Genomic DNA, 16896 nt, shown 5'->3' with positions numbered 1-16896 from the left:
GCATCTCAAAAAGATGCGCTTCATTTTTTAATTGAGTCGTTTTCTGTTTATCCATAACGTTAAGCTAATAACAAATTGGCAGAAAATAAGTTCAACTATTATTGATTAACTGCGTCTTTTAAGCCTTTACCAGCACGGAATGCAGGAACTTTCGCAGCTTCAATTTGAATTTCTTTACCTGTTTGTGGGTTACGGCCTGTACGAGCTGCACGATCACGTACAGTGAAAGTACCGAAACCTACTAATGCTACATCATCACCTTTTTGTAAAGATTCAGTGATAGAAGCAACCAGAGCATCTACAACACGACCAGCTGCCGCTTTTGAGATATCTGCATTTGCAGCAATTTTGTCGATCAGTTGAGTTTTATTCACGCTTTCATCCCCATAATTTTATGCGTTATTTTTCACCATTAATGGCAAATTTTGCAAACGTCGTTATATCAAGCCTTTTTAGATATAGCAAGACCGATAAAACAGCATTTTTAATTAAAATCCCAATTAAATTAGCGACACAAAAAAAGGCTGGCAAGCTTTTATTACTTATCCAGCCTTTTTTTTAGCTATAATTTATGACTAATATCACTCTTTAGTGTGATTTATCAGTCACAACTTCCATGCCAAACGGCGAGTTTTGCAGGGCTAGCGATAAAACTTCCTCAATTGTTTTCACCGGGTGAATATCCAGGTCAGCAACAATATTTTCAGGAATTTCTTCTAAATCACGTTTATTTTCATCAGGGATAAGAACTGTCTTAATTCCACCACGATGTGCAGCAAGTAACTTTTCTTTCAGTCCGCCAATTGGCAATACTTGTCCGCGTAACGTAATTTCGCCCGTCATTGCAACATCCGAACGTACAGGGTTACCTGTTAGGCTTGATACCAATGCAGTACACATTGCGATACCTGCACTTGGACCATCTTTTGGTGTTGCGCCTTCAGGAACGTGTACGTGCATATCACGTTTTTCATAGAAATCGCCATTAATACCAAGTTTATCAGCACGAGCACGAACCACGGTCATTGCCGCTTGAATAGACTCTTGCATCACTTCACCTAAAGAGCCGGTGAATGTTAGCTTGCCTTTACCCGGTACACTTGCTGTTTCAATAGTCAGTAGATCACCACCAACTTCTGTCCATGCAAGTCCTGTAACCATACCCACTCGGTTTTCTGTATCAGCACGACCGTAGTCAACTTTACGAACACCTAAGTAGTCTTTGAGATTATCTTCGTTAATCTCAATATGTTTGATTGTGCTATCCATTAGCAATTGTTTTACTGCTTTACGGCATAATTTAGAGATTTCACGTTCTAAACTACGTACACCCGCTTCACGCGTGTAATAACGAATAATGCCCATAATTGCGCTGTCATGAATTGTCAGCTCACTTGGTTTTAATGCATTACGCTCAATCTGTTTTGGTAGCAAATGTTGCTTAGCAATATTCAGTTTTTCATCTTCGGTATAGCCTGATAAACGAATAACTTCCATACGATCTAGCAACGGTGCTGGTATATTCATGGAGTTAGATGTCGCCACGAACATAACATCAGACAGATCGTAATCAACTTCCAGATAATGGTCGTTAAACGCGATGTTTTGCTCTGGATCTAACACCTCTAACAGTGCAGAAGCTGGATCGCCACGCATATCTGATGACATCTTATCAATTTCATCTAACAGGAAAAGTGGGTTTTTGACGCCAACTTTCGCCATTTTCTGAATTAATTTACCTGGCATAGAACCGATATAAGTACGACGGTGACCGCGGATTTCAGCTTCATCACGTACACCACCTAACGCCATACGAACATATTTACGGCCCGTTGCTTTAGCAATAGATTGACCCAGTGAGGTTTTACCTACACCCGGAGGCCCTACCAAGCACAGGATTGGCCCTTTAATTTTGCTAACGCGAGATTGTACCGCGAGATATTCAAGGATACGTTCTTTAACACGCTCTAAACCATAATGGTCAGTATCAAGAACCTCTTGCGCTTTCACTAAGTCTTTTTTAACTTTGCTACGGCTATTCCAAGGAACTTGAACCATCCAATCAATATAACTACGTACAACCGTGGCTTCAGCTGACATTGGCGACATCATTTTTAATTTCTGAAGTTCCGCTTCTGTCTTCTCTTTTGCCTCTTTCGGCATTTTTGCAGCGTCGATTTTACGTTTCAGCGATTCCATTTCATCAGGTGCATCATCCATCTCACCTAACTCTTTTTGAATCGCTTTCATTTGTTCGTTGAGATAATACTCACGCTGACTCTTTTCCATCTGCTTTTTAACGCGGTTACGAATGCGTTTTTCAACTTGTAGCAGATCGATTTCTGATTCCATCATCGCCATTAAATATTCAAGGCGTTCTGTAACATCAGACATTTCAAGTACAGCTTGCTTATCTTTTAATTTCAGCGGCATATGAGAAGCAATGGTGTCTGCTAATTTCGCTGATTCTTCGATAGCATGTAATGAGGTTAATACCTCTGGCGGAATTTTTTTATTCAGCTTGATATAACCTTCAAACTGATTAATCGTTGTACGATTTAAGACTTCCTGTTCGCGCTCATCAACTGCTGGCGTTTCAAGGTATTCTGCTTTCGCCTGAAAGTATTCACCATTGTCAGATAACGTCGTAATTTTGGCACGACGAATACCTTCGACAAGTACTTTCACTGTTCCATCAGGCAGTTTTAGCATCTGTAAAACAGAGGCAACTGTACCAACAGAAAAAAGATCATTAACACCTGGTTCGTCAGTAGATGCATCTTTCTGCGCAACCAGCATAATTTGTTTGTTGTCGTTCATCGCAGCTTCTAAGCAATGAATGGATTTTTCACGACCAACGAACAACGGGATCACCATATGCGGATATACAACGACATCACGTAATGGCAATACAGGTATTTCAATACGTTCTGGACGCTCAGGATTCATAGAGCTCTCTCTTCGTTTTTAGCTTAACGCTTTTACAGGTAATTTTATTCGCATGTCACCAAATAAAATTAATTCCACGGATTGTCAAAATATATAAGGGCACTTTTCTGACATTCAATAGCATTACCCATTAAAAAAACAAAATGAGGGAAAATTCCCTCATTTTTATTGCGTTGGCACGCTTTATCTTAAATTTCTCTCTTATTTTGAGAGAAAACTAGATAATGTCAGACAAGAGACATTGCCAAATTACGATGCATTATTCACCTGAAGCCTGATTTTCTGGTTGGCTATAAATAACCAGAGGCTCAGATTTTCCATTAATAACGCCTTCATCAATGACCACTTTTTCTGCATTTTCAAATGAAGGAAGGTCATACATCGTATCAAGTAATGCTGCTTCAACAATTGAACGTAAACCACGAGCACCTGTTTTACGTACCATCGCTTTTTTCGCAATTGCAGTCAGCGCTTCCTTACGGAATTCTAAATCCACACCTTCTAATTTAAATAATGCCTGATATTGCTTAGTCAGTGCATTCTTAGGTTCTTGTAAGATTTGGATTAATGCTTCTTCGCTTAATTCGCCTAGCGTTGCAACAACAGGTAAACGACCAATAAATTCAGGGATAAGACCAAATTTAATCAGATCTTCTGGCTCAACTTGGGCTAATAATTCACCTTCGCTAGCTTTCTCTTTTTGGCTTTTAACTTCTGCGCCAAAACCAATACCTGAATGTGTATTTAAACGCTGTGCAACAACTTTATCGAGCCCTGCAAATGCACCACCACAGATAAAGAGGATCTTAGAAGTATCTACTTGTAAAAACTCTTGTTGTGGGTGCTTACGTCCGCCTTGAGGAGGAACAGAAGCCACAGTACCTTCAACTAATTTCAATAATGCTTGCTGTACACCTTCACCAGACACGTCACGAGTGATTGATGGGTTTTCAGATTTACGAGTGATCTTGTCAATTTCATCAATATAAACAATACCACGTTGTGCTTTTTGCACATCGTAATCGCATTTTTGTAGCAGTTTTTGAATGATGTTTTCAACATCTTCACCCACATAACCCGCTTCTGTCAGCGTTGTGGCATCTGCCATAGTAAAAGGAACATCAAGGTAGCGTGCTAATGTCTCTGCTAATAACGTTTTACCGCTACCAGTAGGGCCAATCAGCAAAATATTACTTTTCCCTAGCTCAACACCATTGGCTTTATCGCCATTACGCAGACGTTTATAGTGGTTATAAACGGCAACAGCCAAAACTTTTTTAGCCAATTCCTGACCGATAACATAGTCATCAAGGTGCTTACGGATTTCATGTGGCGTTGGCAATTCACTGCGTTCATGATGAGGTGCCAGTTCTTTTATTTCCTCACGAATGATATCAACACAAAGATCGACACATTCATCACAGATATAAACCGACGGACCAGCAATCAATTTTTTCACTTCATGCTGGCTTTTACCGCAGAAAGAGCAATACAGAAGCTTCCCTGAGCTATCTTTGCGCTTATCTGTCATCAGTCAACCTCACTTAGTTATTCCTCTTATCATTTATAAGAAGAAGAAAGTCTTTTTACATAAATATTGATAGCAGCTTCCTTTGCATCATTGACCAACAAAGGAAACGTATTAATTCAGTTACTATTACAACGTGTAATGATTAGCTACGTTGAGTATAGACTTTATCCACTAATCCGTATTCTAACGCTTCGTTAGCGGATAAGAAACGATCACGCTCAGTGTCTCTTTCTATTTCTTCAATAGATTTACCTGTATGTTGAGCCATTAGCTCATTCATACGGGATTTTACTTTCAAAATTTCTTGAGCATGAATTTGAATATCTGTTGCTTGACCTTGAAAACCACCTAACGGTTGGTGGATCATCACACGAGAGTTAGGTAAGCAAATACGTTTACCTTTCGCACCAGCAGATAGTAAGAAAGCGCCCATTGAACACGCTTGCCCCATACAAATTGTACTAACATCTGCTTTGATATACTGCATGGTGTCATAGATAGACATACCCGCAGTAATTACGCCACCTGGTGAGTTGATATACAGGTTGATGTCTTTCTCTGGGTTTTCTGCTTCTAAAAATAGCATTTGAGCAACGATAAGATTAGCCATGTGATCTTCAACTTGGCCAGTCAGGAAAATAATACGTTCTTTTAATAAACGTGAGTAAATGTCGTAAGAACGCTCTCCTCGCGAAGTTTGCTCTATAACCATCGGCACCAGAGCCATATTAGGTGCGAATTGTTCCTGTGTGTCGTTAAATGACATGTCTGTCTCCTATTGCATTCTTATTGGTGCCAATGACAACAATTTTACTTGAGATAATTGATCATGACCATTTCTAATGATCTAATCTCTCACAAGACATTCAAGGCGCCTCGCGAGGAGTGATAAAGAGAATATAGAATTATCTGGAGATAATCGCTCAAATTTCAAGGCAAAATTTGATAAATATATACAAACTGAAAAAAACCCGTGGTAAAAACCACGGGTTTTTGCTTAAAACCGATATTCGCGGTTAAGAATTAACCCATTTGAACTTCGTTCATCAGTTCAGTGAAGTTAGTTTCTTTTTCAGTTACTTTAGCATTTGCTAAGATTTTTTCTACCGCTTGCTCTTCTAACGCAAGATTACGGATGTTATTCATCAGTTGTTCGTTCTTGTTGTAGAACTCAACAACTTCTGATGGATCTTCGTAAGCTGAAGCCATTTCGTCGATCAGTGCATTCACACGGTCGTCTTCTGCTTTCAGTTCATTACTATTGATCACTTCACCTAACAGTAATCCAACGATTACACGACGTTTAGCTTGTTCTTCGAACAGTTCACGTGGTAATTGCAGAGCTTGTTTCTCGTCGCCACCAAAACGTTGAGCTGCTTGACGTTGCAGAACTTCGATTTCGCTGTCTACAGCGGCTGCAGGTACGTCAACTTCGTTTGCTTTAACTAAGCCATCAATAACTTGTGATTTAACACGAGTACGGATTGCATTTTTCAGTTCACGTTCCATGTTTTTACGTACTTCAGCACGTAAACCATCAACAGAACCATCAGCAATACCAAAACGCTTGATGAACTCTTCAGTTAATTCTGGCAGTTCACGCTCTTCAACTTTTTTCAGGTTGATAGCGAATTGTGCTTTTTTACCTTTCAGGTTTTCAGCGTGGTAATCTTCTGGGAAAGTCACATCGATTGTGAATTCTTCGCCAGTTTTATGACCGATAACGCCTTCTTCGAAACCTGGGATCATACGACCTTGACCCATTGCCAGTACGAAATCTTCAGCTTTTCCACCTTCGAATTCTTCACCGTCAATAGAACCGTTGAAATCAACAGTTACGCGATCTTCTGCTGCAACTTCGCCGTCTTTGTCTTTCCACTCTGCTTGTTGCTTACGCAGTGTTTCTAACATGTTATCAACGTCTTCGTCTTTAACAGTAACAACAGGTTTTACAACTTCAATGCTTTCCAGATCTTTCAGTTCGATTTCTGGGAAAACTTCGAATTCTACAGAGTAAACAAAGTCTTCACCTTCTTTGTATTGCTCTGGTTTGTAGTCAGGCGCGCCAACTGGGTTTACTTTGTTTTCGATGATAGCGTTAATGAAATTACGCTGCATCAGGTCACCCAGAACGTCATTCAGTACTGACATGCCGTAACGCTGTTTAACCATTGACATTGGAACGTGACCTTTACGGAAACCATCAATGCGAACAGTTTTAGCAGCTTTTTTCAGTTCACTGTCTACAGCAGTTTGGATATCAGCGGCTGGTACGGTGATTGTGACACGACGCCCTAGGCCTTGAGTCGTTTCAACAGAAACTTGCATCTTGTTACCTCAAAATAAGTTTTAGTGCTCGGTCTACTTTAAAGGAAACTAACATGATATTGACATGTTTAGGTTTATTTTCCTTTCAGAACCGGGGCCGCCACATTTAAAAAAACGAGGATCCCTGATATCAGAAGCATCCCGAAACCTTACTGAAAATTAGACGCGACATTATAACGATCTAGAGGGGTTGAGTCGAGAAAGAGCCGTTTTATTCCTCAATTTTTTCATAAAATCGAGCAACTCTCCCCTTTTTTCCTCTATAAAGAACAAAAAATACGCATCTTAGGATCTATTTACTCACGATTAACGATAAGGTTGTTAATCTTCTTGGCTTCCGCCACGACACCCAGGAGAGCGTAATGCTTTATCCTGTTGTTCATTCCATTCGCTCAAAGTAAAGGTGTGCAATGCTAATGCATGAACACCATTTTCCATTTCATGAGCTAATGTTTGGTACACATCACGATGGCGCGAAACACTACGTTTTTCATTAAAATCATCACTAACGATAATGACTTTAAAGTGGCTTTCAGAGCCTTCGGGCACATTATGGCGATGGCTTTCGTTTATTACTTGTAAAAAATGCGGTGAAAAGCGTGAAATCAGCTTATTCTCAATATCATCACGGATCATCTCTGCCCCTAATACTCTAGCCTTTATACCATGGTGAATAAAAAACAAGTCAACCAGACTATATTGATTTAGTCTTTATCAATACGAAATGATGAGCTTATTCTTTTTAATTTTGCTGATGATAATCGCTTATTTTTCATCTTGAGTAAAACCATTGGCCGAATATTGTCAAATGTATGAGTAAAAATGAGGGTAATTTGAAATAAAATCAATTGATAAAATCAGATAATTTCGTTCGTTAAGGGGATATTAGCAACCTATCAGCAGTGGTATGATAGGCTAAAGTTTGAAGCCTATTCTACTTGTTAACACAACAGACATATTTAACCGAGATTACCTCATGATTAAAAATTTACTCTGTGCTGTTTTTGCATTAACACTGCTTTCAGGTTGTGCAACTCCTAGTAACAAATTATCTATCGAACCTGTGATGTCAGTTCCTGCGGCCGATCCAACAATGCGCCCTATTTCACTGAACATTTCAAGCCAAGACAAACGTGCATCTAAAAACCTAGCGGAAATTAACCGCAACGGTAAATTAGAAGTTCTTGTTCCAACTCGTGATATTGCATTTTTAATGCAAGAAGTTTTACAAAAACAAATGACAGCCCGTGGTTTTATGATGGGTTCTCCTGCTTCTGCTGATGTGATTATTGTTATCAATAAACTTAATGCAGAAGTTGGTGAAGGAAGTGTTCGTCATAATATCAGTGCGAAAGCGGATATTTCAATTATCGTCACCTTACCGAATGGCAGTTCTAATACCAAAACATTCCGTACTAGCTACAATGTTCAAGGTCCATTTGGTGCAACTAATGAGAAAATTGCCGCCGCGATTAACAATGTCTTAAGTGAACTCGTTAGCGATATGGCAAAAGACGCTTCAGTCAGTCAATTTATCAAATCTAACGCCCGTTAATTTTATTAGAATAAACGACCTGTTATCTCAAACAGGTCGTTGAAAGGAATTTTTGCATGGTTCAGCCCGCCTTCAAACAAACCACTTGGTATAAATCATTTATTCTTCTATTACTTGGCTTTACTTCTGGATTACCTCTGGCGTTGACCGCGGGTACATTACAAGCATGGATGACAGTAGAAGATATCGATTTAAAAACCATTGGTTTTTTCTCATTGGTGGGACAAGCCTATGTTTTTAAATTCCTTTGGTCTCCTTTTATGGATCGCTATACCCCTTCTTTTCTTGGCCGTCGCCGAGGATGGATGTTGCTCACTCAAATAGGATTAGTGATTGGTATTGCAGGAATGGGATTTCTAAATCCTAATGATCATTTATGGTGGCTTGCCTCTTTAGCGGTCATTGTTGCCTTTTGTTCTGCTTCACAAGACATTGTTTTTGATGCCTATAAAACAGATATACTAAAAGCAGACGAGCGTGGTACAGGTGCTGCGGTTTCTGTATTAGGCTATCGCATAGCTATGCTTGTTTCTGGAGGAATGGCACTTTGGTTGGCTGATAAATATATTGGCTGGCAAAACATGTATTGGTTAATGGCTGCCTTAATGGGTATTGGTATTATTGCCACATTACTTGCTCAAGAGCCAGAAACTGCCGTAAATCCGCCACGTACACTCTATGAAGCGGTTATTGAGCCTTTATATGAATTCTTCTCTCGTAATAATGCTTGGCTAATTTTATTGCTTATTGTGCTGTATAAAATGGGTGATGCCTTTGCCTTAAGTTTAAGTACCACCTTTCTTATTCGTGGTGCTGGATTTGATGCTGGTGAAGTAGGATTAGTGAATAAAACACTTGGGCTTGCAGCCACAATTGTTGGGGCATTATTAGGTGGTTTATTAATGCGCCGTTGGAGTTTATTTAAAGCACTGATGATTTTTGGTATTTTGCAAGGTGGCTCAAATATCGGTTACTGGTATTTAGCTATTTCTGAGCAAAGTATTTATAGCATGGGTGCAGTAGTTGCATTTGAAAATATCTGTGGCGGAATGGGTACAGCTGCATTCGTTGCTCTATTAATGACACTTTGCCACCTCTCCTTTTCAGCTACACAGTTTGCGTTGCTTTCAGCTCTCTCAGCCATTGGTCGTGTTTATGTTGGCCCAGTTGCCGGTTGGTACGTTGAAAGTCACGGTTGGGAAGCCTTTTACCTTTTTTCTATTGTTGCTTCGGTCCCCGGTCTTATTTTGCTGTTGATTTCGAAAAACACACTTATTTATACGCAAAGAACGGGTGAATTCCTCAGAAGAACTTTATTTATTAAGCAGTACCGTTTTGCTATTTATGGTTTGATGCTAACCGTTCTCTTCTTTATTTGTAGTTTAATTCTTGTTATTACAAATTCACTACCGACTTTAGAAATGTTCCAGTCTGCTGATTTTATTCAATCAATAGATACTGAAAGATTAAGTGCTTGGGCTTCAACACTCTTTTTATATGGTGTTATTGTTGGTGCGATAAGCCTTGTCTTTGGCACAATCCTAGATTATTTGGCACTGAAGAAAACAACACATTAATTTTGTTGCTTTCTCAAAATATGCACCATAAAAAAGGACAGCTTAAGCTGTCCTTTTACATTCTTAGTAAAGAGAAATTATCTAAACAATCTTACTTTTACTGCTTTACCTTTAATTTTACCTTGTTGCAGCTGTTTCCAAACTTGTTTGGCGATAGATTGTTTTACGGCAACATAAGCATGTGTTGGGTTAATCATAATTTTACCAATGTCGGCACCATTGAAACCCATATCACCCGTTAATGCGCCTAAAATATCACCTGGACGCATTTTCGCTTTTTTACCACCATCAATACATAATGTTGCCATTGTTGCTTCAAGAGGCGTAATTTGTAGCCCAGTTGGTACTGGTAGCCAATTTATCTTCATATGAAGCATCTCTTCTAAAGCGTTAACACGCTGAATTTCTTCTGGTGCGCAAAAACTAATAGCCAATCCACTTTCACCCGCTCTCGCTGTACGACCAATTCGGTGAACATGAACTTCAGGATCCCACGATAATTCGTAGTTAATCACCATTTCTAACGCTTTAATATCAAGCCCACGAGCCGCAACATCTGTTGCCACTAATACACGACAACTCCCATTAGCAAAGCGAATAAGTGTTTGGTCACGCTCTCTCTGTTCCATATCGCCGTGTAGAGCAAGTACACTTTGGTTGCTTTCTGTCAGTGTTTCATACACATCTTGGCAATCTCGTTTCGTGTTACAAAATACGACACAAGAAGCGGGCTGCTCACGACTTAAAAGCTTTTGCAGTAATCCTATTTTTCCATGACGAGAGATTTCATAAAACTGCTGTTCAACCGCAGGAAGTTCATCAACAGAGTTTATTTCAATAGTTACTGGATTTTGCTGAATTTTGCGGCTAATTGCTGCGATTTCATTTGGCCAAGTTGCAGAAAAGAGCAATGTTTGACGTGCGGTTGGCATACGAGAAATAATGTCGTTGATATCATCAAAAAATCCCATATCCAACATTCTGTCTGCTTCATCCAATACCAATGTTTTCACATCATCTAAAGTAACAGTTTCTTTTTTTAGGTGATCAAGCAATCTACCCGGCGTTGCAACAATAATATGTGCAGCATGAATCAATGAATCACGCTGGATGCTAAATGGAACACCACCACACAACGTTAATACTTTGATATTTGGAAGATAACGAGCAAGACGACGTAATTCATTTGCAACTTGATCAGCAAGTTCTCGCGTTGGGCATAAAATAAGTGATTGAGTATTAAACTGTTTTGCATCAATGTGTTGCAATAGCCCCAAACCGAAAGCAGCTGTCTTACCGCTACCTGTTTTTGCTTGAGCACGAACGTCTTTTCCTTCAAGAATGGCGGGCAAAGCAGCTTCTTGAACTGGAGTCATAGTGAGATAACCCAATTCATTAAGGTTAGCGAGTTGTTCAGTAGGAAGTGCGTTAAGTTCAGCAAATGAGGTCACAATGAAAATTCCAAGTAAGATAAAAACGAATATGGGTTAATGATACTATCCCTTTATTCCCGTGTCGTGAGGTATTTTTACGCGACCCTCGCCACATTTTTTTCTTTCCTCTTTTACTTCCTTTTTTTCTTGCCAAAAAAGCCAATCACCAAATACTTAATTCATTCAAAAAAGATCAGATTATAAAAATAAACTAAACAATACTAAAATTCTCACTTTTAATTATCAATTTAATATTCTAGAAATAGATCATATTTTCAATATTATGATCTACAAATAGAGATTTAATGGGTTATAGTTTCAAAATATATTAAAAAATAAATTCACCGCAAAATTATTTCATTAAATTTAATTGAGATTATTCATGATAAAAAAAACATTTTTATTAACCATCGCAAGTACACTTTCTTTATCAGCCCAAGCTAGTTATTTAGGTGGTTTCGCTAATACCAGTATCAACTATCTTGATTGGACTTCTCATACAACACACAAAACAGGGCAATCCTCTCATAAAGATGATTTTGCCTATTTAGAACTTGAAGGTGGCGCTAACTTTTCATGGGGTGAGTTTTACGGCTTTTTTGATCTTGAAAATCCATTTAATCCTCGAAAAACACAACCGGGTGATAATCAACGTTATACAGTTAAAGCAACAAGCCGCATTTATTTAGGTGAAAGTCATTTCAATCTATACGGACACGTTTACGGTACATGGTCACTTCCGGGTAAAGAAAACAATGGCAACTTCCATGAAGTTAATACGCTTTACGGTTTAGGCTATAACACACAAATTGATAATTTATGGTTTAAACCATTTGTCGCGCTTCATTATGTCGATCAAACTTACTATTCAGGAAATAATGGCTACGTCGTTGGTTGGGTTGCTGGATATGATTTTTCCATTAGTAATCAAAAATTTAGTATTAGCAATTGGCATGAAATGGAGTTTAGCCGTCATGAGCGTTATGGCAATGGTGGGCAAAATGGGTTTAATGGCGCTTTAGCTTTTTGGTGGCACCCAACGACTTCTATTACCACTGGTATTCAATATCGTTATGCTTATAAAAAGTTAGGCGAAGATTTTCTGCAAGACGGCATTGTATATAGCCTGAAATATAATTTTTGATCGCTAATTGTTAATTTCCATTACAGCGAAAGCATTTTTATTCGCTGTAACCTCTTTTTATCACTTAATGAAAATTTTTCTCATTGGATATAAACATTCATCAAATCACTAATTACCCATATTAAAAATCATACAAGCATCAAATATGGATATTAAACATCAATATAAAAAGGATTTTACCCCTCAACTCTCCTCTGACCTCTAATTTGTTACTTTTTTAATCAGAATACGTTTTCTTACACTTTTTATTGAATTTTTATTTGTAAAAATATGTATTTATTTTAAAAACATGGTACTTTATGAAATTATAGTTAATACGCAATAATTAAATTAACATTTATTTAATACTTTGATTACTTGTGATCACATTAACACAAAAGACTAACCAACCACTTACTTACCATTACAATTGTTTACACTGTCGCAACCTTACCGTAAAATGTCCTTACTGATACTGATGAAACAACAATAGAACCTTTGTCATTTGGGTCGTTGGATGAGACTTATGAAATACATAAAAAGTATTGGGACACTCTCGCTATTAGCAGCAGCTCTTCTATTAAGTGGCTGTGATATGGCGTTAATGAATCCCAAAGGCGCTATCGGCGCTGAGCAAAAAACATTAATCCTCATTGCGCTTGGTTTAATGTTAATTGTTGTGATACCGGTAATACTGATGGTGATTGTTTTCGCTTTTCGCTACCGTGAATCCAATACTAAAGCCACCTATCGCCCAAACTGGGCTCACTCAAATAAAATTGAACTCGTCGTTTGGACTGTGCCAATTATCATCATTGTGATTTTGGCGAGCATCACATGGAAAACAACCCATGAGCTTGATCCTTACAAACCATTAGAGTCCACAGAAAAACCTGTCACCATTGAAGTAGTTTCAATGGATTGGAAATGGTTATTTATCTATCCAGAACAAGGTATTGCAACAGTTAATGAACTGGCTTTTCCTACTAATGTTCCTGTTAATTTCAAAATCACTTCTGACTCTGTCATGAACTCATTCTTTATCCCTCGATTAGGTGGGCAAATCTATGCGATGGCAGGAATGCAAACTAAGTTGCACTTAATTGCTAATGAACCTGGTGAATATCCAGGAATGTCAGCAAGTTATAGTGGACACGGTTTCTCTGATATGAAATTTACAGCGATTGCGACACCTGATCGTGCCGGTTTCGATGCGTGGGTTGAAAAAGTCAAACAATCGTCAGATACGTTAAATACGACCGCTGCATTTAATGAACTTGCTAAACCAAGCCAGAAAAATCCAGTGACCTACTATTCAAGCGTGAAGCCAATGCTATTCCAAGAGACCATTTCTAAATTTGGTCACACAGGTCATGGCGCTCACACCAGTGGCAATCAGACAGCACATGCTGATGCAACAATGAATATGAACATGAGCCATGCGGCGCATGCAGGAGCAGAGGAATAAAGGCATGTTCGGAAAATTAACTCTTGATGCAATCCCGCTACATGAACCAATTATCGTCGTTACTTTACTCGGTATTGTTCTTGGTGGGCTTGCTGTTGTTGGCGCACTAACTTATTTTCGTAAATGGAAATGGTTGTGGACCGAATGGTTAACCAGCGTTGACCATAAAAAAATTGGTATTATGTATATCCTCGTTGCAATGGTCATGATGTTCCGTGGCTTTGCCGATGCGATTATGATGAGAAGCCAACAAGCTCTCGCTTCTGCTGGCGAAGCTGGTTTCTTACCACCTCATCACTATGATCAGATTTTTACCGCACACGGCGTTATCATGATTTTCTTCATGGCAACACCTTTCGTTGTGGGTCTGATGAACCTCGTTGTACCTTTACAAATTGGTGCTCGTGATGTTGCCTTCCCTTTCCTTAACTCATTGAGCTTCTGGTTCTTTGTTGTTGGTGTGGTTCTTATCAACCTTTCTTTAGGTATTGGTGAATTCGCACAAACAGGTTGGTTAGCTTATCCGCCACTTTCTGGTCTGGAATATAACCCAGGAGTCGGGGTCGATTATTGGATATGGAGTTTACAGATATCCGGTATTGGTACGCTTCTAACTGGGGTTAACTTCTTCGCGACTATCCTGCGTATGCGTGCGCCGGGTATGAGCATGATGAAAATGCCAGTATTCTCTTGGGCTGCTTTATGTACTAACGTCCTGATTATTGCTGCATTCCCAATTTTAACAGTCACTATTACGCTGTTAACTTTAGACCGCTATCTTGGTACGCACTTCTTTACCAATGATATGGGCGGTAACATGATGATGTACATCAACCTTGTATGGGCTTGGGGTCATCCAGAAGTTTATATCCTTGTTCTGCCAGTATTTGGTGTGTTCTCTGAAGTTACAGCAACATTCTCTAAAAAACGGTTATTCGGTTATACCTCTTTAGTTGGTGCAACTGTCGTAATTACCGTGTTGTCATTTATCGTTTGGTTACACCACTTCTTTACTATGGGCTCTGGCGCCAACGTCAATGCCTTCTTCGGTATCGCCACGATGATCATCGCAATACCAACAGGGGTTAAAATCTTTAACTGGCTGTTTACGATGTATCAAGGCCGTATCGAATATAAAAGCCCAATGCTGTGGACTATCGGTTTCCTTATCACCTTCTCTGTTGGGGGTATGACTGGGGTTCTGTTAGCCGTTCCGGGTGCAAACTTCGTTCTACATAACAGCTTATTCTTAATTGCTCACTTCCATAACGTTATTATCGGTGGTGTGGTATTTGGCTGTTTCGCTGGTATGACTTACTGGTTCCCTAAAGCATTTGGTTTCACACTGAATGAAAAATGGGGTATCCGTGCATTCTGGTTCTGGTTTATCGGCTTCTTTATGGCCTTTATGCCACTGTACGTCCTTGGCTTTATGGGTATGACTCGTCGTATCAGCCAAAACATCAACCCAGAATTCCATCCAATGCTGATGGTTGCTGCGGGTGGTGCTGCACTGATTGCTATTGGTATCGCTTGTCAAGTTGTCCAGATCTACGTAAGTATCCGTGACCGTGATCAAAACCGTGATTTAACGGGAGATCCATGGGGTGGACGTACTCTTGAATGGTCAATTTCTTCACCTGCTCCTTTCTATAACTTTGCCGTTGAACCTAATGTTCAAACGCGTGATGAGTGGTGGGATCAGAAAGAAAAAGGCACAGCTTATCAGCGTCCAACTAAATACGAACCAATCCATATGCCTAAAAATACAGGCGCTGGTGTGATTATCTCAGCATTTAGCTTAGTACTTGGTTTTGCCATGATCTGGCATATCTGGTGGTTAGCTATCGTTGGTTTCGCTGGCATGATTGTCACTTGGATCGTGAAAAGCTTTGATACAGATGTGGATTACTATGTCCAAGTACCTGAAATTGAAGCTCTCGAGAATAAGCATTATGAAGAACTGAAAAAAGCAGGTGTGAAATAATGTCTACTCAAACTGTAAATAACACAAACGCCCATGAGCATCATGGGCACCACGATGCAGGAGCGACGAAAGTTTTCGGCTTCTGGATCTACCTAATGAGCGACCTTATCCTGTTTGCCAGCTTATTCGCCACTTATGCGGTGCTTGTTAACGGGATTGCGGATGGCCCTTCAGGTAAAGAAATTTTTAGCTTACCGTTTGTTTTAGTTGAAACCTTCCTACTGCTATTTAGTAGTATCACTTTTGGTTTCGCTATGCTGAGCATGAACAAAGGTAGCGTTAGCCAAGTTAATCTGTGGTTATTTGTTACTTTCTTATTCGGCTTAGGTTTCGTCATCATGGAAGTCTACGAATTCCATGAGCTAATCGCAGAAGGTTATGGCCCAGATCGCAGTGCATTCTTATCTGCATTCTTTGCATTAGTTTCAACACACGGTCTTCACGTAACGGCTGGCTTAATTTGGATTGTTATTATGATGATCCAAGTATCACGCCGTGGTTTAACTGAAGTTAACCGTACTCGTTTAAGCTGTTTAAGTCTGTTCTGGCACTTCCTTGATGTTGTCTGGATCTGTGTGTTCACCGTAGTTTATCTGATGGGAGCGATGTAATGAGTCATCCAAATACTTCTCCTTCAGGCGCAAGCCACGGCAGCATGAAGTCTTATCTGATTGGCTTTATTCTGTCTGTTATCCTCACCGTAATTCCATTTTGGATGGTGATGGAAGGAACAGCGACACCAGCAACAATTCTATGGACTGTTGTCGGTATGGCAGTTGTGCAAATTGTGGTTCACTTAGTCTGCTTCTTGCATATGAATACGTCATCAGAAGAGCGCTGGAACGTCGTCGCATTCCTGTTCACACTGCTTATTATCGGCATTGTTGTCGTAGGCTCGTTGTGGATTATGTACAACCTGAACATCAATATGATGATGGATTAAGA

General features: G+C 39.5%; 14 protein-coding genes. 7 read left to right on the top strand and 7 right to left on the bottom strand.

The features are described from left to right. Positions 1-98 precede the first annotated feature (98 nt). The 6 genes from hupB to bolA all read right to left on the bottom strand — a co-directional run bounded on the left by hupB (position 99) and on the right by bolA (position 7444). The gene (gene hupB, locus EHE21_RS03645) at positions 99-374 is read right to left on the bottom strand and encodes a nucleoid-associated protein HU-beta (protein ID WP_036911695.1); all 276 of its coding nucleotides are present in this window, start codon (positions 372-374) and stop codon (positions 99-101) included. 214 nt (positions 375-588) lie between these two features. Then, the gene (gene lon, locus EHE21_RS03640) at positions 589-2949 is read right to left on the bottom strand and encodes an endopeptidase La (RefSeq protein ID WP_075671981.1); all 2361 of its coding nucleotides are present in this window, start codon (positions 2947-2949) and stop codon (positions 589-591) included. 259 nt (positions 2950-3208) lie between these two features. Further along, positions 3209-4480, bottom strand: a complete 1272-nt coding sequence (gene clpX / locus EHE21_RS03635; RefSeq protein ID WP_194951868.1) for an ATP-dependent protease ATP-binding subunit ClpX — start codon at positions 4478-4480, stop codon at positions 3209-3211. 142 nt (positions 4481-4622) lie between these two features. Further along, positions 4623-5246: an ATP-dependent Clp endopeptidase proteolytic subunit ClpP gene (gene clpP, locus EHE21_RS03630; RefSeq protein ID WP_100159251.1), complete on the bottom strand. Its 624-nt coding sequence runs from the start codon at positions 5244-5246 to the stop codon at positions 4623-4625. Between the two features lie 257 nt (positions 5247-5503). Continuing rightward, positions 5504-6808, bottom strand: a complete 1305-nt coding sequence (gene tig / locus EHE21_RS03625; RefSeq protein WP_194951867.1) for a trigger factor — start codon at positions 6806-6808, stop codon at positions 5504-5506. 321 nt (positions 6809-7129) lie between these two features. Further along, positions 7130-7444, bottom strand: a complete 315-nt coding sequence (bolA, locus tag EHE21_RS03620; RefSeq protein WP_075671985.1) for a transcriptional regulator BolA — start codon at positions 7442-7444, stop codon at positions 7130-7132. 340 nt (positions 7445-7784) lie between these two features. Here bolA and EHE21_RS03615 point away from each other — a divergent pair, with 340 nt between their 5' ends. After that, entirely contained in the window at positions 7785-8363 is a 579-nt protein-coding gene (locus tag EHE21_RS03615) for a YajG family lipoprotein (protein WP_088493681.1), read from the top strand. 56 nt (positions 8364-8419) lie between these two features. After that, positions 8420-9940, top strand: a complete 1521-nt coding sequence (ampG, locus tag EHE21_RS03610; RefSeq protein ID WP_194951866.1) for a muropeptide MFS transporter AmpG — start codon at positions 8420-8422, stop codon at positions 9938-9940. A 77-nt stretch (positions 9941-10017) separates the two neighbouring features. Here ampG and dbpA read toward each other — a convergent pair whose 3' ends face one another. Continuing rightward, positions 10018-11391 carry an ATP-dependent RNA helicase DbpA gene (gene dbpA / locus EHE21_RS03605; protein WP_194951865.1) on the bottom strand — a complete coding sequence of 458 codons (1374 nt, stop codon included), beginning with the start codon at positions 11389-11391 and terminating at the stop codon, positions 10018-10020. A 364-nt stretch (positions 11392-11755) separates the two neighbouring features. On the opposite strand from dbpA, the gene EHE21_RS03600 reads away from it, so the two are divergent. From EHE21_RS03600 to EHE21_RS03580, 5 genes are all read left to right on the top strand, one after another. After that, the gene (locus EHE21_RS03600) at positions 11756-12517 is read left to right on the top strand and encodes an outer membrane protein OmpK (protein ID WP_194951864.1); all 762 of its coding nucleotides are present in this window, start codon (positions 11756-11758) and stop codon (positions 12515-12517) included. Between the two features lie 496 nt (positions 12518-13013). Continuing rightward, entirely contained in the window at positions 13014-13964 is a 951-nt protein-coding gene (gene cyoA, locus EHE21_RS03595) for a cytochrome o ubiquinol oxidase subunit II (protein WP_088493685.1), read from the top strand. Positions 13965-13968: 4 nt separating this feature from the next. After that, positions 13969-15951 (top strand): cytochrome o ubiquinol oxidase subunit I, encoded by a 1983-nt coding sequence (cyoB, locus tag EHE21_RS03590; RefSeq protein ID WP_194951863.1) that lies wholly within the window; start codon positions 13969-13971, stop codon positions 15949-15951. Continuing rightward, complete coding sequence (locus EHE21_RS03585; RefSeq protein WP_036932890.1) at positions 15951-16562, top strand: cytochrome o ubiquinol oxidase subunit III; 612 nt, start codon at positions 15951-15953, stop codon at positions 16560-16562. Before cyoB ends, EHE21_RS03585 begins: the two co-directional genes overlap by 1 nt. Then, entirely contained in the window at positions 16562-16894 is a 333-nt protein-coding gene (locus tag EHE21_RS03580; protein WP_006535101.1) for a cytochrome o ubiquinol oxidase subunit IV, read from the top strand. The genes EHE21_RS03585 and EHE21_RS03580 overlap by 1 nt, the downstream gene beginning before the upstream one ends. The last annotated feature ends 2 nt before the right edge of the window (positions 16895-16896 follow it).

It is taken from the genome of Proteus sp. GOKU (assembly GCF_015475555.1).
Lineage (GTDB): Bacteria > Pseudomonadota > Gammaproteobacteria > Enterobacterales > Enterobacteriaceae > Proteus > Proteus mirabilis_B.
Note: the sequence above shows the minus strand (reverse complement) of the source record. Positions and strands in the feature narration are given on the sequence as shown.